Below are 23,430 nucleotides of genomic sequence, written 5' to 3'. Positions count from 1 at the left end.
CTTGTCACTGCTTCATATAATCAGCGCCATCGTAAGACAGCTCGCTCAGCACATCTTATTCATTTTTTGATATCTCTATGATATAGAACAGATGGTGATAATATGCTGCCCTGTCATCCCCCACTGCACCTGCATCACTGTTTGGGTCAGTCCGTTTTCTTGTGCCTTTTGCGTGCCATCAATGATGGTAAACGTCATAACGTCACCAGACACACCTATATACTCAAACGCTAAAAAACTCAGTAATACATTATATTTGGCATATATCGCCTTAATGAGGCTCTCTTTAGCAGAAAATATCATTAAATAGATATAATGATTTGGATGTGTGCCACACAAATATTCTACCAGTGTCATAGTTTCTTGATGATTTAAAAAAGCATGATGATTTAAAGGAGCATAGTGCTGAGACTCATCACGATCAAAGCAAACATTATGCTCAAAACAGACATTGTTTATTTTGGCCTCAATATCCACCCCTATAGCACGGCAATCCTGCATAGATGGTTGCCGATAAGCGCAGCAGATCGCCGTACACGATGTTTTGCCACCTGTGTGGCTAATGCTCCCCGTCATGCCATCTGGCCATAGCGGCTCGCCATGCATCCCTTTTAAGACGGTAAAATGAGCCAAGCCGAACGCCCGTAAGGCAAGCTTTGCCGCTAAGCGTCCCGTCAAAAAATCCAGCTTTCGCTTTGTGGATACGCGGGTTAATGCCTTTGGTAAGTCAATATCAAAACAATCATATGCCGCCTCTATCGCAAAATTGGCGGTCAATATACTCACAGACAGCTGATGTATCTGGTGATGCGCGAGCACTATGGTGTGATACGTCAGCCGAATATGCTGTTGTATATCACTCAGCGCCCGCGCATCTTGTGCCAATAAAGCACTGGTGTCCGATACCTCACGCTTTATAGTGTGGTAACGCATGCAGCAAACACGCCTCTATTTTTTTTAGCATTTGCGCAAGCGATGACGGATTTAAAAAATAAAAGTGATCGCCTGCCAGTGCATGACACCCCAAAAAAACCTCAGAACGTGCCTGCCACGCTTGCATCATCGCCTCGTCTTCGATATCTGGATCATCAATACCATAAAATACAATTAAAGGTGCGGTTAAGGACATAGGTGTCTTAGTTACCTGCTGACAGATAAGCTGGTCACTGACAGAAAAATCATTACGAATAATGGTCAAGAAATAGTTGAGCGCTGCTGGGTTTTGTAAAATCTCAGGTGGAAAATTATTGTAATGCGCCAGTTTTTCGATAATCTCATCATCCGTTAAGTGCTGCCTGCCACAGATATGTTGCAAATATTGCGGCGCTGGGCGACTGCTGACCACCACTAGTGCCAATGATTCAAGCGCATCCTGTGCGCGCAAATGATCAATCACCGTCCACAGCAAAGCGCCACCGACACTATGTCCAAATAAAATATAAGGTATGTTTTTGTAGGACATAATCGTCTGGGCAATGTCTGCCGCCAATACATTTGGATCATTAACCAAGGGTTGCCCCGACCTGCTGCCATGCCCCGAATACTCTATCGGTATGACTTTTATATGGCGATGTTCACAGGTCTCGGCCACGACTGGTTTCCATGCGCTATAAATTGCAGAGCTGCTGCCAGCGGGTGGCAGACAAAACAGGTGATAACAGTTATTCATTGACATCATATTTACCCAGCTTTATATCTCTATGTTTCACCATATATAGTGTATGTCTTCACATACAGGAGCGAACCGCATCAGCCCTATAAAGCGATAGATTGGGTCGGCTGCCAGATCGTCGCATCGCGATGCGTTACAAAAACCACCGTAGCAGATAAGGCGCGAATGCTATCGGCAATGACCTTTTCGACCTCATCATCCAAAGCCGATGTCGCTTCATCTAATACCAAAATGGGCGCTTTTTTGATCAATGCACGTGCCAGTGCGACGCGTTGACGCTCTCCTCCTGATAACGCCGCGCCTTGCTGACCCACGGACTGATGTATTCCTTCAGGGGTACGATCAATCACAGACTCTAGCCTCATTTTTCGGGCAATGCTGTCAATCTCAACGTCTGATGCTTGCGGATTGCCAATACGGATATTTTCAGCCAGAGTGCCTGTAAATACGATGGGGTCTTGAGGGACATAGGCGATATGCGCCGCCAAATCTTCATATGCCATGTCATTAATCTTTACCCCCCCGAGCAAAATGTGACCGTGTTCAGGATCATCAAAACGCATCAATAACTCAAGCAAGGTGCTCTTACCGCTGCCGCTCACACCCGTAACCCACACTCGATTGCCTTCTGGAATATCAATATTAATGTCTTTTAAGACGGGTGCATGGCTCACCTGACGCATACTGAGCTGATAGTCAGCAGGAGCAGATTTAAAAAGGGTGGGCTCAGGCAATGTTGGTGTATTGATCGCCTGCTGATAATTCTGTAAAGAGGCCTTTAAATCATTGATACCCAAACCTGCCACAGCCAGTTCATCAAGTGGGACGGCTGCACGACCGACCAAAACCAGTACTGCCAAGATCATTACCGCACTACTGCCACCTGTGACGATGAGGTAAGCGGCCATACCGGCTATGGGTAACACCGTAGCTAGATTTGAGACAAACACAGCCATGGCGGCAGCGTTGTTGGTGCTTTTTAAGGCCTCTTCTTGAGTACGCCAGCGCTGCTCAATACGGTCGATGGCGCGTTTGGGGCCTGCCGCTGTTCTTAATAACTCAATATGATCTACCAATTCAAGCGTGGCTTCTGCGGTGCTGGCTTCTGCCTTATGCCGATTGTTATCTGCACGACTTAGCGCTCGCTGTGATAAAAATTGAATGATCAAAGACAATATCAATAGCGCCGCTGCCACCAATGCCAGCGTCAACCCTGCAACCACGCCGATCCCAACGACCAAAAATAAGGGAATACAGGGCGCATGTAAGAACTTTTGCAGCTGATGCGCGGGGATACTCATAAACCCTGGTATACCTTGACCAGCAATGGTCGCAACCTGAGCACGATGCTCATTGGTAAACCAAGACAGTTTGGTGCGCGAGAGTGCTTGACCCAGCGCCGCGTACAAGTCACCCGCCAGTCGCACACCAGTTAAGTAGCCTGAACGATTGACCAATACGGTAGCAAAAATGGCGGCACAAGCGGTGATTAAGACCCATTTGGGCGACCATTGATTGACAATACCTAGTGCCAGCGCGGTATAAGCAATGGCTTCTAGGACAGCGACCACTATCCAGCCTACCCCTACTATCATCAATCGCCTGCGCGCAATCGCTGGCAATGACGATGCTCGCTTTTTGTGTGATGTATCTACGGTAATACTCATGACAAACGCTCCAGATCAGTATTGGGTATCAGCTCTAGTCGAGCATCTGTTTGATCCGCCAATGCCTTATCATGAGTCACCATAATGATGGTCTTTTCCTGATTGTGTGCTTCATGTAGCAAGGCTTTTAGCACTTTTGTAACCCTCGCCTGTTCCAAGGCGCTGGTCGGTTCATCAAGTAGAATGATAGGTGCTGATGATAAAAATACGCTGGCAAGACCGATACGCTGACGTTCGCCACCTGAGAGTGATTGAGCATCGGCGCTCAGATCCACGCTCAGCTGAGCGCACTCTAGTGCCGCGTTAAGCGCTTGATCTGTGGCATGCGGGGCAAATAATAGTAGGTTGTCTTTAACGGTTGCAGGCAGTACATCACCCCCTTGCGGTACGAACAATACGGCATTATGTCTGGTGTGTTCATCCAGCTTGGCTATATCCGTATTTGCCAGCTGCACCTGTCCGGCGTGCAATGGCTCAAAGCCTGCCAGCATACGCAGCAGCGTCGTTTTACCCACGCCGCTAGGCCCTGTGATGGCAGTGACGGCATTTGTCTTAAATGTATGCGTCAGTCCGTCAATAATCTGGACATTATCGATCACCATCTTAGCGTCTGTAATGTTCAGCGTGAACGGTGCTGATAGTTGCGTTATGTGACCTTTGGGTAATATCGGTTGTTGTAATAAAGCAATCAGCCGACTTGCCGCCGCTTTACCAGCCCCAACATAATCCAGTCCATGCCCTAAACGTAACGCGGGACTGACAACGGCGAGACTGAAAAACAAGATCGTGGCCATCACAGGAGTGTCGTAGTCATAAGCAATCAGATAAGCAATCGCAAATGTCGCTACTGCTTGTAACAGTGCCACGGCCATACCTGCGAGCGTCGCCACTTTACTCACCCACATGACCAAGCTGTCTGTAAAGCGCTTGGTGGCATCATGATAAGCAGCCAACGCTCCCGATTGTTGGCCATAGATACGATTGACGCGGATACCACGTGCATAGTCATCTACGGCGGAGATGACCTCGCCCACCACCTGCATGCGCGCAGCACCATCACGGGCCGTCACACGCGGCACAATGACTAAATAATATAAAGAAGCGATTACACCTGGCAGTAAGACCCACAGCGCCACAGGGCCTGCCACACTCACCAATATCACAATAGATACCAGCGGTAAAATCGCAAAGCTTGTCACCTCTGAGGGCAGGTGCGCTACCATGTGATGCAGCGTCGTAATGTCTTCTGACACCAAGCGCCGTAAAGACTGATCGCCTTGCTTGGACAGTGTGGTTGCGGGCAGTCGGGTCACATGATTGGCCACTTGCCGCCGCAATCTTGCAGAAAACGCCGCTTCTGCATCATGAGCAAGCGCCGATGCGGCAGCGGCAAACAAAGCGCCTAGCAACCACAGCCCCACAGCCGCAATCACCCACGGTAATGCGATATCCTCGATTAATTTTACCAAGCACCACAGCGCCCCAAGCATGGCCAGACCAGATAAGGACGAGGACAGCACGCCAATAGAGAGCTTGGGGAGTGCAGGACGTAAAGCAGGCATGATTACAGGGTCAGTCATCAAGCTGCGCAATGTTGACTTGCTCATTGATTTCTCCGATGACCGTGGTTGGTTTGTTCCATAAATTGAATCCAGCGCGCTTATTTACCAGTATGATTGGTTGTCAGCATGAGTAAAAATTAGAAAAAGATAGCGGCCAATAGGTTTGATCGCTTTGCATTTAAGATTAGGTAGAGCAGTGATACTAAGATTAAGTGATACTCAGACCGCATTAACTGAGCTGTAGACGCTCTTGTAAGCTTGCAATCACATCTTTAATCAAAGCATCAATCTTGTGACTGTCTTTGTGATGCGCGGTCGCAATCAGATGGGCTTGATCCTCAGAGACAGCAAGACCATGCTTTTTCCACACCGCCTCAGCGGGGCACGGAAACACCACAGTGATAGAGTTGGGGTTGCGCCATGCATCAATTCCCGCTGCTTGGAACTGATCAACTGCGTATTGAGCCATGTTCAGACAGCGTTGAATACGTTGCTGCCACTGGCGTGCTGAACGATTATGAATGGCCGCCCACATAAATAGTACGGAGTGACCATTTCGAGAACCGCTAATGGTTTGATCGCGGGCGCAGATATAGTCGATATCTACGGCGATACGATCGACGTTTTTGCGTTTTGCTACCACAATACCGCATGGCACAGGCGAGCCAATCATTTTATGTCCAGACACACTGATAGAGTCGATACCATCGCCAAATGAAAATGGCTGCGGACAGTCCACAAAAGGCAAAATCATACCGCTGAGCGCAGCATCTGCATGCAAATAGTAATCCTGACGATGGATACCAACGTGCTCTAATTGCTGTTGAATGATTTTTATATTGTCTACCGCCCCTGACATGGTCGTACCAATATTGGCGAAGATAATGGGGTTTTTGTCCCCATTGCGCTGCACCTGATCAATCAAATCATCGTAATCTATTTCACCATTGTCTAAAGACCCAATGACACACGACTTCATACGCAGTAGTTTGGCAATCTTTAAGACCGAATAATGCGTCTCTTTAGAGTAGTAAAGCGTGGCATGAGGAAACAGCTCTCTTGCTAAATAACAGCAGAACATATTGCCCTCTGTCCCACCATTAGTAACATAGCCCCAGCTGTCCTCAAAAGGTATTTGAAACAAATCGGCATAGTAATTCATCACCTCTTTTTCAAACGAAAATGAGTTCAGCGCATAGTTACTGGGTGCATCCCAGTCGCCGCAGTTGTTGAGGGAAAAATTAAAAAACCGATACAAAGCAGAATAGTCGAAGTCTGCAGACTCAGGATAGCCAACATTAAAATACTGATTTTTTAGGCAATAATGCCAAAAGTCATTGAGACGTTCTTGATAAGCAACAGATAGCATCACATTCATTCCCACCACAGATTAGGTTATATAGGGTTATTTTTTTCGATTAAATAGTCAACCCAAATAAGTTTTATACTACTAGATACGTGCTTACAGGCCATCAGTTCCCGCTATTATTCTTTGTCAATCACTTATGATTAAAGGCTTGAGAGCCTTGTTATGAATAAATGATTTGGGCATGGTTGAATACACGCTCTTGACAATAGTTTTGATTATAATGATAATGATAATGATAATCAACCTCATTTAAAATTAAGACTCTGATTTGCTCATCAATGCTTAGCTCGCTGATATGTTTTGGTACGTTTTACTTGTGCATACAATTTATGAGTACAAAACGTCAGCGCCCCATATCTTATTTAGATAGGATATGGGGCGCTGGACGGCTTACTTTTTGATGTACAACCCGATCGGGTACTTATTATTAGACGTGAGGCATGAGTATAGGAGCATTGATACAAATACGCTGCTACACCAACCCTTTTTACACACATGCCTCTTTACAAGAATGAGGTTTTTATTGACTTTTATTAAATAGGACAAACTATGTTGGCGCAGAATTCTACATCACAAGTACAGCCACCCAAGCCAGTCAGCGACTATGAAGAGCATATTTGGATGTTACAATTACAACAACCTGAACAGGTTATTCGACATAGTGGGGCTTGGCGTCTGAGTGGCGATATCGATGAGGGGGTATTACGCCAAGCGATTAAAGACACTATCGAAGAGATACCTGACTTAAATGTCAGATATCGTTTTAGTGATGATGGGGACTTGTATAAATACCAATATGAACAATCTGAGTGCTGCTTACAGACAGCTAGCGTGGCTGCTATCGACATCCCTACCTATATGTCCAAGCTAAAGGATATGCCATGGAGTGCGGCGCTTAACCCGCCTTTTAATTCATTTATTGTACATACTGAATGCGATACGGTTCTTATATTGGAGTTGCATCCCATACTTGATCAAGCTCATCAACTAGCAGACCTTACTGGTGTCATACGAAACCGCTATCATCAGCAAATGCCGAAAGATGCTACTCTGAGCTGGACAGCCATTAAAACGCCAGTATCCACACACAACACACAAAAAATCGCCTCAGAGCAGGCGCAAGATCAAGAAGCGCGTACTGCCATTATCCTTGGCGAATTTCGCGCCGCCCTTGCCGAGCCTGAGATGACCGCGGCAGATGATTTCTTTGATTATGGCGGTCACTCCTTACTGGCCACCCGTATTATTGGCAAACTTGCCCAGTCTCATGGTATCGACATTGGCTTTAACGATTTTTTTAAATCACCCTCAGCTGCCGCCCTTGCCGAGCATGTGAGCGTCAATAAAACTGACCACACGACCGAAGCATCAACGGCAGCGACTGGTGCTGCCGTTTTTCAAGAACAAGCGCCGCTGACATTGGCGCAGCAGTTTTTGTGGCATGCTTATACGGCCTACGACTTTAGTTCGATATACAACCTGCCTTTTGCTATCGCTTTTTCTGAGGCGGTCGATGAACAGATTCTCTATCAAGCTTTTAGCGACATCATCAAACGTCATGCCAGTTTGCGTACGACCTTTCACACACAGAACGATGTAACGCTACAGCGAATTGTGCCCGTCTCAGAGCTGGATCAATATCAATGGTTTTGGTTTAGTGAAGACAGTCAAGGCGTCACTCTAACTGATGAAGCCGATTACCAATTTGACCTCGCCTCTGAGCTGCCATTAAGAATTCGCTTTTTGCCAAGTCCAGCATCTGAACCGCAAGTATTGTCCCTACTGATACATCATATGGTCATTGATGAATGGTCATTAAATACCATCATGGCAGACCTCTCTCAGGCTTATTGGTCTCGAGCGCTACATCAAGAGCCGCAGTGGGATACAAGCGCAGGCAATATCAATGATTTTGCACTACTTCAGCAGCTGCAAGGTATCAACCAGCAACATGTCAATTATTGGACAGATAGGTTACGTGAGGCTCCTAAGGGCTTTGCGCCGCCTGACCCAAGTGCTACTATCACGCCAAATGAGGTATCAACCAACGCGCAATGCATCGAGCTGGATCTTGGTGCAGAGGCCTATCAGACAATATCTGCCTTTGCTCGGCAACATGGTTCGTCCTTATTTGCGGTTATATATACAGCGATCGCCCTGTCTTTGCACAAGCAAAGTGGGTTAGACGATATCGTTATTGGTACGTCCGCCTCTGGCAGAACCGATGCCGAATTCTTCGATACGGTTGGCTATTTTACAACAATGGTCGCACATCGTATCCAATTCGATACTGAGCAATCTGTTGAATCGCTACTCAACGATATTACCTTTACCATCAATGACTCTATGCGCTATGCAGACATCCCGATTGATATTATCCAAAAATCACTGGGGATGTCCCCTACCGATGGCCTACTCTTTGATGTCTATATACACATTCATTCAAATAATGCCTTAAATGGCGCGTTAACTGCTCCTAATAATAAAGCGCTAAACTATCAGCAGATACCACCGAAAAAAGACATTTCGATGTTTGGGCTGCATTTTGAGATTATGGATGATGTATTTGAAGAAGATCAGCATGCTTTGCGCATAGTGACCACCTATCAACAAGACCGCTATTCTACGGCGCTGGTAGAGAGTATTTGTGACAAAATCAGTCAGATATTAGCGATACTAAACACGACCAATGGCAGTGATTATAAGCTCGGTCAAGTGCTACTCTGATGTGATTTAAGAGCGCAAATTTACACGCGATTTTTGATATATTGGTATATGCAAACTTCGTCATAATGGTGCTGTGTTTTTCAATGCGATTGGCGATAAATCATACCAATCGCCCAGTTAATGTCATTTGATTCTTTCTCATTCATTAAAGACGCAATACTCACTGTCCTTACAAGATCACCCCAAAATTTCTGAATTTAGAAGAACAGTGGCTAATATCGTAGAAGGCAAAGATTCTTGCTTGCTTGTGATATATGGCCTGTGCTCTATTCATGACTGTAATACTGGCACTAAGTATGCACAGCGCCTGAGATAGCTATCTGATAAAGTAAAAAAATACTCATAGTCATGAGAAGCTACTTTGAAAAGCCGCGTACGATTTTTGGCTGGTTCATGAACCAATCTGCAATATACCTGTGCTATTCTTTTATTTTAATATGCTTCCTCGTGAACCTCATTTCAGGTAGCCATAAGTTAAATAGACAATACCTGATGATAAGCTCATGCAATCATCATTATATGATAAACCCTTATTAAGGTTGGTTGATGATTGATTAATTCTCATACCTACTAACTATTCATAAAGTCATCTTCATCAACATCCTCGTTTGATTGTAGTACAACTCGATATATCTAATGATATTGGTAATAGCGGCAAACCTTGTTTTATAGTCTTGGTAATATACTAGTTCGTTCTTCAATATGCCCCAGAAGCTTTCTATGGGTGCGTTGTCAAAGCAGTTACCTTTAGCGCTCATTGAGCTTGTAAAGTGAGGCTGCTTGATGATCTTATGGTACGCGTGGCTACATACTGGCTGCCTATTTTAGAGTGAACGACTAGCCCTTTACTGGGTCGTTTGTTCTTGATGGCCATGTTCAATACTTTGCATACTAGATCTGCTGTCATGCGTTTGATGATGGCGTAACCGACAAGCTCTTTAATGTATAAGTCTTTAACGCCTGCTAAATACAGCCAACCCTCATTTGTCCAGATATAGGTGATGTCATGGCCTTGCTCGGTGAGTGTTGCATGCAAACGTTCATAACCATAACGTTCTTTACTTTCACTGTGAGCGGCTTTAACTAGTAGCTCACAATGGTTGCGATGTATCTGCTGCTCGCTGATATCGCGACTACTCCAGTCGTAATAGCTTGATGGTTTGACGCTTAACACACGGCACATAGAGACGATACTAAAGACCTGTCTATTAGTTTTTATAAAGGCGTACTTTACTAGCTGTGCTTGGCAAAGTACGCCGTCGCCTCACTCGAGCATAGCTCTCCCCTTGCGTCGGGGCGAAGCAATGCTCCGCTTTATCCCTCCTCATTTAATATCTCTCGCTCTTCTTCAGCAACTTTAAGTTGTCGCTTGAGCTACTTTATTTCTTGAATAGCTGCCATAAGATCAGGTTCATATTGCTGAGTGCTGATAAGCTTGCCTTGATTGGCTTTATTGTGCCAATTAGATAAGGTCTGCATGGCGATGCCAAGCTGCTTTGCGGTCGCTGAGATATTGCCATTATTGTCTGCTATCTTCTTGACTGCCTCGGCTTTAAATTCGTCACAGTAGGTTCTTACTTTCTTGGTCATGATAAACTCCGATTAATACGCTTAGTTTACCAAATTTACCTCTACGGTTTCTTCAGCATAGCTCAAACCATTTTTTAGTAGTCATGGTGTTTAGTCGCACGCCTTCGCCTTTGACGTATATCATCCTAAGCACATATTAGGCATCAGCATCACCTTGATTAGCTTCGCGTTGAACTTGGCTAAAATCAGTAACCATAGCTGACACAGACAGCATCGCTGCTGCTAAAAAAGGATATATTTACGTGTTAAAGAGGTTTTAGGGAGGGTCATAGCAGATTTCTATAGATAGTTTTTTGGAACTTAAACTTATGTATTATTCTCATGATAGCAGAGCTATTTTCGAGCACTCGAACCGATGACTTTTTTTTGCATGAAAACCATTTAACGTAACATCTCTAGGAAGAAGCTCAGTCTGCTAGTGAGGACTTGAGTCTTAGGCTATGCATTTATGGATTTATATCAAAAACAGTTTAGGGCGTGTCTTCAATTCAATCGATGGACATCTAAATGGGCTAAAAATGGCTAAATTTTGCCAAACTTCATCAAATAGCTAGGTAATATCCCGATATTAACGGCGCTATTTTCCTTGTTTGACTACAATTTATCTAATTTTTATCACCATTTTTAAAATGAAGACACGCCCTAGTATCTAAAACACTTACCAAACAGTTTTTCCTATCTTACCTCACCTTTACTGATCTTGTGTATAAGTGATAAAATAAAGTCCAAAACGTTATTCGACGTTTGATTTATTTGTTAATTACATAGGTATGTAATGATGGACGCCTAGTTTTAACTGGTCGTCCATCATTGCATGCCAATCTGCTTTTATATAAACAGGTGGTTCCGCTCATGGAAAAATTCATAGCTATTATTATGGCGGTTTTTGCCGCACCTTTGCTTATTGGAGGTACCTACTTACTCTCGTTAGGCGGTAGCGCTTACTATGTTATTGCTGGCATTACGATGCTTGTCACAGCATTTTTGCTATTTAAAAGACATTGGAGCGCCTATGGGCTCTATACTATTTTTATTATAGCGACCCTGGCTTGGGCGCTTTGGGAATCTGGGTTTTATTGGTGGGCACTGGCAACTCGCTTGGGCTTTCCGCTGATATTTGGTTTATTAATGTTATTGCCATGGGTATCTAACAAGATGCAGGGTAATAAAACTCGAGTATCAAAGAGCTCTGATAAAAATTTAGTTGCTAATGGTACATCGAGCTTACATTCCGAAAATCTTATTACAACTCCCTTCAAAGACGCCAAAAATAACTCAAAAAACCCTATTTATTATTGGGGATTGCTGGCTAGTGTGGTTGTGGGCGCACTGATCTCTTTTGGTAGTATGGCTAATAATGCCACCGATAAGTTAGGTGAACTCAATTTAACTGCCAAAGATGGTGCTGATCAAAATTCAACACCTACAAATCTTGGTGTTCCGTTATCAAATGGCGAGCAAACGCCAGAGGGTGAGTGGAGCGCGTATGGTGGTACTGACTATGGGCAGCGCTACTCGCCTCTGACTCAAATCACCACTGATAATGTCAAAGACTTAGAGCTTGCTTGGCAAATTCAAACAGGTGATGTCAAAGGTCCTAATGATATCGGTGAGACCACCTATCAGGCAACTCCTTTAAAGATTGGCAATGCCCTATATATGTGCACTCCACACAACTGGGTATTAGCTTTGGACGCAGACTCTGGTCAAACATTATGGAAGTTTGACCCCAAAGTAGGAAAAAATCTACAACGCCAACATCAAACGTGTCGAGGCGTGTCCTATTATGCAGGTCAAGCTGGTACTGATAGTATTTCTCCAGTTATTAATGATGAGACAAATAGTAATAATGCCATCAATGGCGCAAATACCAATAATGCAGCTGTGACTAACACAACTGTCAAGACCGGCCATACACCAGTTCAGAAAGTAGCTGGTAATACCTTTGAAAACGCGTCTAAGCAATGCGATGCAAAAATATTTATTCCAACTTCCGATGCTAAGTTATATGCACTTGACCCAAATACTGGGCAACGTTGTCAAGATTTTGGTAAAGATGGTGCTTTAGATTTAATGCACAATATGCCATTTAAACAAGCGGGTTATTATTATTCAACGTCGCCTCCGATAGTGGTAGGCAATACGATTGTGGTGGCAGGTGCCGTTAATGATAACTACGACGTCAATTCACCTTCTGGTGTTATTCGTGCGTATGATGTCAATACTGGCGAGCTACTATGGAACTGGGATTCAGGAGATCCTGATAACACAGCGCCTTTCGATGTCAATGATCCAACTCAGATGTACAAAACCAGTTCACCAAACTCATGGGCGATCGCCAGCGCTGATGAAGAACTTGGTTTGGTCTATTTCCCTATGGGCAATCGTGTACCGGATCAATTAGGCAGCTATCGAACCGCAGATGAAGAAAAATATGCGACGTCTGTTGTCGCTTTAGACATTAAAACAGGTAAAGCGCGCTGGGTTCAACAATTTGTTCACCATGATCTTTGGGATATGGACACGCCAGCTCAGCCAAGCTTACTTGACTTAAAAACCAAAGAAGGTGTTCAGCCTGCACTGGTTGTTCCCACCAAACAAGGCGATGTGTATGTATTGAATCGTGCAACAGGCGAGCCAATCGTACCGATCAAAGAACGCGCCGCGCCGCAAGGTTACTTGGTTGCAGGTGAACATGTCGCTCCAACGCAACCTTACTCTGGTTTGAGTTTTGAGCCGCCGATGTTGAAAGAAAAAGACATGTGGGGCGCTAGCCTCATTGATCAGATGATGTGCCGTATTGAGTTTAACCAACTCAATTATGATGGTCGTTATACACCACCATCGACGAATGGCAGTTTGGTCTATCCTGGTAACTTCGGTACCTTTAACTGGGGCGGCCTCGCCGTTGATCCTGAAAATGGCGTAATGTTTGGTATGCCAACTTATTTGGCATTTACATCAAAACTCATTCCTAGAGACAATCTTGGTGAGGGAGAAACCAATACAGGAGAGCAAGGAGTTAATGAAAATAAAGGTGCAGATTACGCGGTAGAGCTGGGACCATTTTTATCACCGTTAGGCATTCCTTGTCAGCAACCACCATGGGGCACAGTAGCGGGTGCTGACCTAGCAACCGGTGAGATTGCCTATCAACGTAGAAACGGTACCGTGCAAGATTTGTCCCCTATTCCATTGAAGTTTGAGCTGGGTGTTCCTGGTATTGGCGGACCCATCATCACAAAAGGAGGCGTAGCATTTTTGTCAGCGGCTACTGAAAACAACTTCCGCGCCTATGATTTAAAAAATGGCGATGTATTGTGGAATGCTCGTATTCCAGCAGGTGGCCAAGCGACGCCTATGACTTATCTAAATTCTAAAGGTGAGCAGATGGTCGTATTGGTAGCTGGTGGACATGGTTCAGTTGGTACTACTATTGGGGATTATGTTATGGCTTATAAACTTGCTGACAAAGCCAAGTAACATCATACCTGTTTAATGAAGCGGTAATGATTTGATTCATTGCCGTTTTATTACTAAGGCATATATCCAATTTACCTTACAATGAACAGTGGTATATGCCAAGATAAGTATAGTTTGATTACTACTGTTAGACTGCGTAACTAAAATGTTTTCCGTCTTTTTACAGATTTGACAGCAGGGGCTAGATTAGAATACCATTAAAGATTCTTTTTACTAATCTTACTTATTAGCTAGTGAGATCTTTCCGGAGTAATCCTATGCAATGGACTAAACCAGCTTTTCAAGATATCCGTATCGGTTTCGAAGTCACTATGTATTTTGAAGCGCGTTAAAATTTACTAGACTTAAATACATTAAAAGCCCTAGATGATTAGGGCTTTTATTTTTTTGGAAATATTGATTTATGTATATTCACGTTTTAGGCTCAGCGGCTGGTGGTGGTTTTCCACAGTGGAATTGCAATTGCTATAATTGTCATGGTGTTCGTCAAGGCACAATTGAAGCAAAGACCCGCACCCAGTCTTCGATAGCCATATCAGAGAATGGCATAGATTGGATTTTATTCAACGCGTCACCTGATATTCGTCAGCAATTATTTGAATTTAAGGCGGCACAGCCAGCACGTAACCTGAGAGATACAGGCATCACGAATGTGGTTTTGATGGACAGTCAGCTTGACCATACGACTGGGCTATTGACCCTGCGAGAAGGGTGTCCGATTCCTGTTTGGTGTACTGAGATGGTCTACCAAGATCTCACGACAGGGTTTCCTATTTTCAATATGTTGAAACACTGGAATGGTGGCCTGCAATATCACCAAATTGATCCGAAACAGACCTTTAATATTGAAGGTTTTAGCAATTTAGAATTGACGCCTTTGGTGATTAGAAGCTCGGCACCACCCTACTCGCCACATCGTAATAACCCCCATGATGGCGATAATATTGCGCTGATTGTAAAAGACTTAAAAACGCAAAAACAACTCTTTTATGCGCCAGGCCTAGGCAAGATTGACGATGAGGTTATGCAGATTATGCAAGCTTCTGATTGCGTCATGATTGACGGCACGCTATGGACCGACAATGAGATGCAAGAATGTGGCGTCGGTACTAAAACGGGTCAAGATATGGGTCATTTACACATTAGTGGTGAAGATGGCTCGCTACATTATTTAGATCAACTCGAAAATTCCCGCAAAATATTAATTCATATCAATAACACCAATCCGATATTGAATGAAGACTCTGAACAAGCTGCTGAATTAAAAAGACACGGTGTTGAAGTGGCTTTTGATGGTATGCAGCTTGAACTGTAAGGCGAAGATAATATGAACAGCATGCAAGAAGAGAAGACCGCCCTTAGCGTAGAGGCGTTTGAACAAGCGATTTTGGCTAAAGGTCAGTATTACCATATTTACCACCCTTTTCATATCATGATGCATGAAGGACAAGCGACCCAACAGCAGATTCAAGCGTGGGTCGCCAACAGATTCTATTATCAAATCAATATTCCCTTGAAAGATGCGGCAATCATGGCGAATTGCCCCGATCAGCGGGTGCGTCAAGAGTGGATTCAGCGCATGATTGATCAAGATGGCGTGTATCCTGATGGTGGCGGTCGTGAAGCATGGTTGAGTCTGGCAGAAGCGGTTGGTCTTAGCCGCGAACAAGTGATTTCTGAAGAATTGGTGTTGCCGGGTGTACGTTTTGCAGTCGATGCTTATGTAAATTTTGCGCGTCGTACCTCATGGCGAGAAGCAGCTAGCAGCTCACTGACAGAGCTTTTTGCCCCGCAGATTCATCAATCGCGCTTAGAGTCTTGGCCAAAACATTATCCTTGGATTAAAGAGCAAGGTTATACCTATTTTCGCTCGCGCTTAAGTCAGGCCCGCCGCGATGTTGAGCATGGCCTAACCATTACGCTCGACTCATTCAAAACAGTTGAACAACAAGAGCGTATGTTAGAGATTCTACAATTTAAACTGGATATTTTGTGGACCATTTTGGATTCTTTGAGCTTGGCCTATGTCCATAATCAAGCCCCTTACCAAAGCGTCACTGATGATAATGTCTGGCATAAAGGATTGTTCAAATGAGTTTACCTGAACTAGATCACTCTATCGTCCCAGTATGGCGTCATGGTTATCGCTTTCAGTTTGAGCCTGCACAGAACGCTTATGTGTTGCTGTATCCTGAAGGGATGATCAAATTAAATGAGAGTGCCAGCATCATCGGTCAACACATTGATGGTCAAGCGTCCATTGCTGATATTATTAAAAAGGTGAAGGCTATGTTTGGTGATATACCTGAAATCGAGCAAGACATTATCGAATATATGTTGGTGGCTCAACGTGAACATTGGATTGATTTAGTATGACTGCACCCGTCGGACTGCCGCTATGGTTACTCGCTGAGTTGACCTATCGTTGCCCCTTACAATGCCCGTATTGCTCCAATCCCATTGACTATGCTCAGTACAAAGAAGAGCTGATGACAAAGGAATGGTTTGATGTGTTTGATCAGGCGCGGCAAATGGGCGCGGTGCAGCTTGGGTTTTCTGGCGGTGAGCCACTGGTGCGTCAAGACTTAGAAGAAATGGTCGCTTATGCGCACAAGCAAGGTTTTTATACCAACCTCATCACCTCAGGTATGGGACTTACTGAAGCTAGAATCGCGAGTCTAAAAGAAGCAGGCCTTCAGCATATCCAAATCAGTTTTCAAGCCAGTGATCCATCGGTAAACAATCTCTTGGCAGGTTCGAAACATGCTTTTGAGCAAAAGTATGAGATGTCACGTCTGGTCAAACAATACGACTATCCGATGGTGCTTAACTTTGTGATTCATCGGCAAAACATTGATCAGATTGACCAGATTATTGATCTGTGTTTAGAGCTGGAAGCGGATACGGTCGAGCTGGCTATTTGTCAGTTTTATGGTTGGGCTTTTGAAAACATAGAGGGTTTGCTACCAACCAAAGCGCAAGTAGTCAGTGCAGAACGCATTACCAATGAATATCGTGAAAAAATTGAAGAACGTGGTATCAAATGCAAACTTATTTTCGTAGTGCCTGACTATTATGAAGAACGTCCGAAACCTTGTATGGATGGTTGGGGCAAGATTTTCTTAACAGTAGCACCTGATGGCACAGCGCTACCTTGCCATGCTGCCAGACAAATGCCAATACAGTTCCCTAACGTACGCGATACCCAGCTGTCAGATATCTGGTATGAGTCTGCGAGTTTTAACCAGTTTCGCGGTGACGATTGGATGCCCGACATCTGCCAAAGCTGCCCAGATAAAGAGCGGGATTACGGTGGCTGTCGTTGCCAAGCGTTTATGCTGACTGGAGATGCAAAAAACGCCGATCCTGTGTGTGGAAAATCACCTTATCATTATCTAATCGAGGAAGCGCGTATCAATAGCGAGACGCCTGTACCTTTTGAGGAATTACGTTTTCGTAACCCTAAAAACTCTAAGCGGCTAAGTAACAAACAGCTGAATGAAGAACAACTGATACCTACTCGTACGGTAACGGATTGAATATGAACGCTCAACCTGTAATATTTGATGGACATAATGATCTGTTAACTCGCCTGTGGCTGAGTTCAGCTGTCGATCCTGTGCACGATTTCATTTATGGCACGTTACCGGGACATTTGGATTTACAACGTTGTCAGAAAGCGGGATGGATGGGCGGATTATTTTCTATTTTCCTGCCGCCCTACGCTTATGTGAAAAACAACCATCCTGACAAGTTAGCCAATCCATCACATTCAGACTTCACTCCGCAAGAAATCGTCGATATCTGCTGTGCGCAATTAGCACTTGCACAGCAATTACAGGCAAGATCTGATGCTCAAATCCAGATTTGTACTTCATTAGAACAAATCCAAGCTTGTCAGCAGAATAAGCAACTGGCCATCGTTTTGCATTTGGAAGGTGCTGAGTTTTTGGCTATACAGCCTGAACTGCTGGATGTGTTTTATGATGCAGGTCTTAGAAGTATAGGGCCACTCTGGAATAGAAAAAGCCTCTTTGGTGATGGCTTAAATGCCTCCTTTCCTCATTCTCCCGATACAGGATCTGGTCTCACGGATCAAGGTAAAGACCTCATTCTAAAGTGTCGTGAAAAACATATGCTAATCGATGTGTCGCATATGAATGAGCGTGCTTTTTGGGATACGTTAGAGATTATTGATCAGCCCATTGTCGCGACACACTCTAATGCACACGCGTTATGTCAGCAAGCAAGGAATTTGACTGACCAGCAACTGGCTGCCATTAAACAAAGCGGTGGTATGGTTGGGGTGAACTTTGATGTTGCATTTCTTCGTGCTGACGGTCAACGCAACACGCAAACTTCAGTTGATGTGATTGTCGATCATCTTGATTATCTAGTTGACCATTTAGGCGAAGATCACGTCGGTTTTGGCTCTGATTTTGATGGTTGTCTATTGCCAGATGAGTTATCTGATATCAGTCAAATCTCTATGCTGATTGAGCACATGCAACAACGACATTTCTCCGATCCACTCATTGAAAAGATTACGTCAAAGAATTGGTTCACTGTGCTGGATAGGATATGGCAGTGATAATCGAGCTTTTTGAGAGGCAATATTTTTTTCTAACATCTTGTCTCAATTGCTGCCTAATTAATAGACTGTAGTGGCATAATCAAGCATCTGTTTCACCAAGTTACATACGGGTCGTCTCGATAGCTGGTAGCTGACTGACCCCTACCGTCAAATCCGTATAAAAAAATTCGGGAGATTTTAGTTAGGGAGCCTGACGATAGAAACCCACCCACATCTAAATTAGTTGACCCTTACACCTTTTCAACCTTCTTAATTTAATTAAAGGAAGTCAATGTATTTAGGTCATAAGTTAGATATCTGAACGTAATTCTCTATTAATTAACCCGTATTGCGTAGACCCGCTGCCAAAGCATTGATACTACGGATTAATGGATCTTCAACACTAAGGTCACCGTCATCATATATAGTGTCTTTTTGTCTGGCACGTTTCAACAACTCGATTTGTATGTAGTTAATCGGATCTAAATAAGCATTTCGCCACTGCAGTGACGCGGCAAGGTTTTGCTGATGTGCCAATAATGATGTCTGGTTAAGCAAAGCGTTTAAACCTGAGAAGGTTAGGTGATGCTCATCGATTACCGCTTGCATAATCTTTTCACGTAATCCCTCATCTTCACATAACTGACTATAAGCCTGAGCAATGCTCATCTCAGACTTGGTAAACGCCATTTCAATATTACTAATAAATACGTTAAAAAATGGCCAGCAATCAATCATCTCTCTCATTAAAGCTTCGTCTTCTTTAACGCTATGAAGAGCACTACCTACGCCATACCAAGCTGGTAGGGTGAAGCGCGCTAAAGACCAACCAAATACCCAAGGAATTGCCCGCAAGGTTGTTTTACTTGGCAGGCCTTTGTTACGGTGCGCTGGGCGCGAGCCAATATTTAATAAAGAGATTTCCTGCACTGGCGTCACTTGTGAATAGAACTGATAAAACCCTTCGGTATGGTCAGTAAGCGTACGATAACTTTGTTCACCCGCATCGGCTAGACGCGCAAAGAGTGCTTCATAATTTGGTAGTTCAGGCGGTTGCACCACAAATCTTGTTGAGCAAGCTTTAAGCGTACCAGTGATGCCCATGGTAAGCTCAAACACAGCGGTATCGGTGTTGGCATATTTGGCATAAAGGACTTCACCTTGCTCAGTGACTTTAATTTCTCCATGCAGTGTCCCGGCAGGTTGTGCTGCGATGGCTTTGTGGGTTGAGCCACCGCCACGACTGACAGAGCCACCGCGCCCATGAAACAGGCGTGTTTTGATACCATATTCAGCAGCGATACGGTTAATGGTTTGCTGCGCGCTATAAAGCTGCCATGCAGACGTAATGATGCCGCCATCTTTTGATGAATCTGAATAACCTAACATGATTTCTTGGGTATTATCTGAGTGCGCAAGCAACCCTCGATATAGCGGATTGTCCAACACGGCAGGTAAGATCTTATCGATATTTTTAAGATCTTCGATGGTTTCAAACAAGGGTGCGACGGGTAAGTCAGCAGACAGCTGACCTGCATCATCAACCCTGCATAAGCCTGCAAAACGCATCAGTAGTAAGACTTCTAATAATTGACTGGCATTATTGGTCATCGAAATGACATAACAGCCAAACGTATCTTGCCCGACCAGCTTACGTAATGTTGCCACTGAGTTCATCAAGGCTAATTGTTCACGGGTTTTATCAGTTAAATTATCGGTATAGATGAGCGGTGTACCAGGCTTTGCAAGTAAACGCGTCAACCACTCCTGGCGTTCTATTTCAGTGAGGGCATGATAGTCTGGTAAGTTCGAGGCATTGGCAAAAATATCGGCAATCACTTCGCTATGATAAGAAGACTCTTGGCGGATATCGAGCGCTGCTAGATGAAAGCCGCAGGTTTTTACCAGACGAATCGTATCGAGTAATAGCCCTTCGCCATGAGCCTTGTCATGAGTATTGACACTTTTTCGAATGATGCGTAAATCTTCTAACAACTCTTGTGGGTTGGCGTAAGCATCGTGTGCGGCGTCGAGGTCTGTACCTTTGCTTTGAATGTGGCGATTGGTCGCTTTTATTTTGGCAAGGATAATCGATAACAATCTGCGGTACGGCTCATTGTTGTAATCGTCAGTATTGTAATCAAAGACTCGTCTGTCGAGCTCAACGTAACTTTCAATCTTTGCATACACTTCAGGTTCGATAGTAACAATCGTATCGCTATGAATAAGTTCACGGCGCAATTTCTTGATCAATACTTGGTAGTGACGCAGCACGGTATCAGCATGCATCAATACGGCCATTTCTGTGGTGTCATGAGTGACAAAGGGATTGCCATCTCTGTCGCCACCTATCCAAGAGCCAAAACTTATGAAGGCAGGTAATGGGTAGTCTGTTAGCTCTGGATAAATATCAACAATGGCGTCTTTAATATTGCGATAAACCTTTGGAATGGCATTGAATAAACTGGCATTAAAATAATGCAGGCCATTATTTATCTCGTCATAGACTAATGGCTTACGCGTCCGCACTTCATCCGATGACCATAATAAATCAATCGTTTGCGCCGTTTTTTCTTTTGCTTGTTCGTAGGCAAAGCTGTCTTCTGCAAGATTGTTTAAGGCGTCGCTATGAGTAAATAGACTCTGCAATAGATTCATGGTCGTACGGCGGCGCGCTTCAGTAGGATGCGCGGTAAATACGGGTATAAATTTCAGCTGCTCAATCAGCTCTTGCATCTGAGTAGGTTCAATATTGCGCTCACGACACTCAAGCAAGGTGCGGCGAAACGAGCCTTCCCAGCTTTGATCGGATTGCATACGCAAGGCATGACGCTGCTCGCGTAAGTAATTTTCCTCACTTAGATTTGCTAAAAAGAAATAGATAGAAAAGCTGCGGATGACGTTTTTTAAGGTTTGATTATCTAACGAGGCGATGAAGTCGATAAGTTGTTGCTGGTTCGCGTCGTTAGGCGCGCGTCGTTGTTGAATAAAACCTTTGCGCAGGGTTTCAATCGTTTCGAGCGTCTGGTCGCCAGTCTGGCGAGAAATCGCATCTCCTAGGAATGAGCCTAATAAGCTGATGCGTTCACGTAATACGTCATTATTTATAGTCATCCTTGATCTCCCGATCAAATTCATTCAAATATAGTCGTGCGGTCTTAAATGTAGGTTTTCTATGGTGTAAGCCATTTAACCTGTTTATGTGGATCTCGAAGCTCTCGCTTCTCATCAGCCAAGACGTTGTCAGCTTTATGTATTAATCATTTATTTTTTGGTGATACTGGGTCAGCCATTCCTGTAATGGTATATCTGTCTATCCCTAGTCAGCCAACAATATTATGAGTTTCATTATTACGATTGATGACTAAACTAACGGCTTCAAGTTTAATTCTCCAGCTTTACTAAACAGTCAGAATTAATATCAGCAATCGTTTTGGCACCAGTCAAGGTCATTGCGACGCGTATTTCTTTATCTAGCAGTTCTAACAAATTGCTTACCCCTGCACCGCCATCCGCTGCTAAAGCATAAATAAAAGCGCGCCCTAGCATGCAAATATCAGCGCCCAAAGCCAACATACGCACAATATCTAAGCCATTACGTATACCAGAGTCGGCTAAAATTTTAATCTCTCCTTTAACTGCATCGGCAATAGGAGGCAGAGCACGTGCACTGGATAAAACACCGTCCAGCTGTCGCCCACCATGATTCGATACGACTATGCCGTCGGCTCCAAAACGCACCGCATCTTTGGCATCTTCTGGGTCCAAAATACCTTTGATGACCATAGGCCCATCCCAGTACTCGCGAATCCAATCTAAATCTTTCCAAGAAATAGAGGGGTCAAAGTTATTACCTAGCCAGCCTATATAGTCTTCCAATCCTGTTGGCTTACCTAAATAAGTAGAGATATTGCCCAGATCGTGCGGACGGCCATTTAGCCCTACATCCCATGCCCATTGCGGATGCGTCATAGACTGTAAGTAACGGCGCATAGCAGCATTTTTACCGCTCATACCAGAGTGCATATCTCGGTAGCGTGCCCCTGGTACTGGCATATCTACCGTAAAAACCAAGGTCGAACACCCCGCCGCTTTGGCACGCTCCAAGGCATTTTTCATAAAACCTCGGTCCTTTAATACATAAAGCTGAAACCACATCGGACGGTTAATTTTAGGCGCTACTTCTTCAATCGGACAAACCGAAACTGTCGACATGGTAAACGGAATGCCTTTTTGATCGGCTGCCATAGCGGCCTGCACTTCTCCGCGGCGGGCATACATACCTGTCAGACCCACGGGTGACAACGCGACAGGCATAGACAGAGTTTCATTAAATAACTGCGTCTCGAGACTAAGCAGTGACATATCATTTAGTACACGTTGTCTAAGGGCAATTTTCGATAAATCTTCAACATTATGTTTTAAGGTATATTCCTCATAAGCACCGCCATCTATATAATGAAATAGAAATGGTGGCAGTCGGCGCTTGGCAGCAGCCCTGTAGTCGTTTGGAGATGAAATAATCATACGCTTGCCCTTATTCTGTTAAATATCTATGTAATATTTTTGAATCTCTAATTATTTATTGATTAGTGCTAAACGATGGATGCAATTGGCTTATTTTTGAAGCGGCAAGCTCAACCCACACTCACTATTACACACAGCACGAGCAGTTACGTTTGGTTTTCGACATTTTACCGATGCCGGGATTAAAGCTATTGGTTGGGTCTAGGCTTTTATAGAAATTCTGCAAATCAGGCTCTGCTTCGTATAGATGCCCTACATTA

The 23,430-nt window shown here is 44.2% G+C and carries 16 protein-coding genes and 1 pseudogene; 8 read left to right on the top strand and 9 right to left on the bottom strand.

Translation table 11 applies throughout. The annotated features are described in order from the left end of the window. Positions 1-75: 75 nt before the first annotated feature. The 5 genes from EI164_RS04440 to EI164_RS04420 all read right to left on the bottom strand — a co-directional run bounded on the left by EI164_RS04440 (position 76) and on the right by EI164_RS04420 (position 6,273). On the bottom strand, positions 76-933 hold the full coding sequence (locus EI164_RS04440; RefSeq protein ID WP_192518785.1) for a 4'-phosphopantetheinyl transferase family protein: 858 nt from the start codon (positions 931-933) through the stop codon (positions 76-78). Then, positions 908-1,678: a thioesterase II family protein gene (locus EI164_RS04435; RefSeq protein ID WP_413038437.1), complete on the bottom strand. Its 771-nt coding sequence runs from the start codon at positions 1,676-1,678 to the stop codon at positions 908-910. Before EI164_RS04435 ends, EI164_RS04440 begins: the two co-directional genes overlap by 26 nt. A gap of 77 nt (positions 1,679-1,755) precedes the next feature. Next, the gene (locus tag EI164_RS04430; protein ID WP_192518784.1) at positions 1,756-3,339 is read right to left on the bottom strand and encodes an ATP-binding cassette domain-containing protein; all 1,584 of its coding nucleotides are present in this window, start codon (positions 3,337-3,339) and stop codon (positions 1,756-1,758) included. Beyond that, positions 3,336-4,946, bottom strand: coding sequence for an ATP-binding cassette domain-containing protein (locus EI164_RS04425; protein ID WP_192518783.1), 1,611 nt, complete (start codon positions 4,944-4,946; stop codon positions 3,336-3,338). The genes EI164_RS04430 and EI164_RS04425 overlap by 4 nt, the downstream gene beginning before the upstream one ends. A 184-nt stretch (positions 4,947-5,130) precedes the next feature. Beyond that, positions 5,131-6,273 carry a histidine decarboxylase gene (locus EI164_RS04420; RefSeq protein WP_192518782.1) on the bottom strand — a complete coding sequence of 381 codons (1,143 nt, stop codon included), beginning with the start codon at positions 6,271-6,273 and terminating at the stop codon, positions 5,131-5,133. Positions 6,274-6,891: 618 nt separating this feature from the next. Between EI164_RS04420 and EI164_RS04415 the strand changes: the two genes are divergently transcribed. Further along, positions 6,892-8,997, top strand: coding sequence for a condensation domain-containing protein (locus EI164_RS04415; protein ID WP_307842953.1), 2,106 nt, complete (start codon positions 6,892-6,894; stop codon positions 8,995-8,997). Between the two features lie 599 nt (positions 8,998-9,596). Here EI164_RS04415 and EI164_RS04405 read toward each other — a convergent pair. After that, positions 9,597-10,587 (bottom strand): annotated as a pseudogene (locus EI164_RS04405) (IS3 family transposase); the annotation flags it as partial. A gap of 852 nt (positions 10,588-11,439) precedes the next feature. Here EI164_RS04405 and EI164_RS04400 point away from each other — a divergent pair. The 7 genes from EI164_RS04400 (at position 11,440) to EI164_RS04370 (ending at position 18,661) form a co-directional block, all read left to right on the top strand. Continuing rightward, positions 11,440-14,070: a membrane-bound PQQ-dependent dehydrogenase, glucose/quinate/shikimate family gene (locus tag EI164_RS04400; protein WP_192518779.1), complete on the top strand. Its 2,631-nt coding sequence runs from the start codon at positions 11,440-11,442 to the stop codon at positions 14,068-14,070. A 257-nt stretch (positions 14,071-14,327) separates the two neighbouring features. Then, positions 14,328-14,402 carry a pyrroloquinoline quinone precursor peptide PqqA gene (gene pqqA, locus EI164_RS04395; protein ID WP_082894360.1) on the top strand — a complete coding sequence of 25 codons (75 nt, stop codon included), beginning with the start codon at positions 14,328-14,330 and terminating at the stop codon, positions 14,400-14,402. Between the two features lie 71 nt (positions 14,403-14,473). Further along, positions 14,474-15,385: a pyrroloquinoline quinone biosynthesis protein PqqB gene (gene pqqB, locus EI164_RS04390; protein WP_087815441.1), complete on the top strand. Its 912-nt coding sequence runs from the start codon at positions 14,474-14,476 to the stop codon at positions 15,383-15,385. 21 nt (positions 15,386-15,406) lie between these two features. Further along, positions 15,407-16,165 carry a pyrroloquinoline-quinone synthase PqqC gene (pqqC, locus tag EI164_RS04385; protein WP_087815586.1) on the top strand — a complete coding sequence of 253 codons (759 nt, stop codon included), beginning with the start codon at positions 15,407-15,409 and terminating at the stop codon, positions 16,163-16,165. Beyond that, entirely contained in the window at positions 16,162-16,446 is a 285-nt protein-coding gene (pqqD, locus tag EI164_RS04380) for a pyrroloquinoline quinone biosynthesis peptide chaperone PqqD (protein WP_068407047.1), read from the top strand. Before pqqC ends, pqqD begins: the two co-directional genes overlap by 4 nt. Next, complete coding sequence (pqqE, locus tag EI164_RS04375; protein WP_192518778.1) at positions 16,443-17,609, top strand: pyrroloquinoline quinone biosynthesis protein PqqE; 1,167 nt, start codon at positions 16,443-16,445, stop codon at positions 17,607-17,609. The genes pqqD and pqqE overlap by 4 nt, the downstream gene beginning before the upstream one ends. Positions 17,610-17,611: 2 nt before the next feature. Beyond that, positions 17,612-18,661, top strand: coding sequence for a dipeptidase (locus EI164_RS04370; protein WP_192518777.1), 1,050 nt, complete (start codon positions 17,612-17,614; stop codon positions 18,659-18,661). 321 nt (positions 18,662-18,982) lie between these two features. Here the strand turns inward: EI164_RS04370 and ppc are convergent, their stop codons facing one another. The 3 genes from ppc to EI164_RS04355 form a co-directional block, all read right to left on the bottom strand. Further along, the gene (ppc, locus tag EI164_RS04365) at positions 18,983-21,757 is read right to left on the bottom strand and encodes a phosphoenolpyruvate carboxylase (RefSeq protein WP_192518776.1); all 2,775 of its coding nucleotides are present in this window, start codon (positions 21,755-21,757) and stop codon (positions 18,983-18,985) included. 270 nt (positions 21,758-22,027) lie between these two features. Beyond that, positions 22,028-23,170 carry an FMN-dependent L-lactate dehydrogenase LldD gene (gene lldD, locus EI164_RS04360; RefSeq protein ID WP_068408375.1) on the bottom strand — a complete coding sequence of 381 codons (1,143 nt, stop codon included), beginning with the start codon at positions 23,168-23,170 and terminating at the stop codon, positions 22,028-22,030. A 127-nt stretch (positions 23,171-23,297) separates the two neighbouring features. Beyond that, a partial coding sequence (locus tag EI164_RS04355; protein WP_192518775.1) for a hypothetical protein occupies positions 23,298-23,430 on the bottom strand: 133 nt, incomplete at its 5' end.

Source organism: Psychrobacter sp. FME13 (assembly GCF_014861395.1).
GTDB lineage: Bacteria > Pseudomonadota > Gammaproteobacteria > Pseudomonadales > Moraxellaceae > Psychrobacter.
This window is presented reverse-complemented; position numbering and strand designations above follow the sequence as displayed.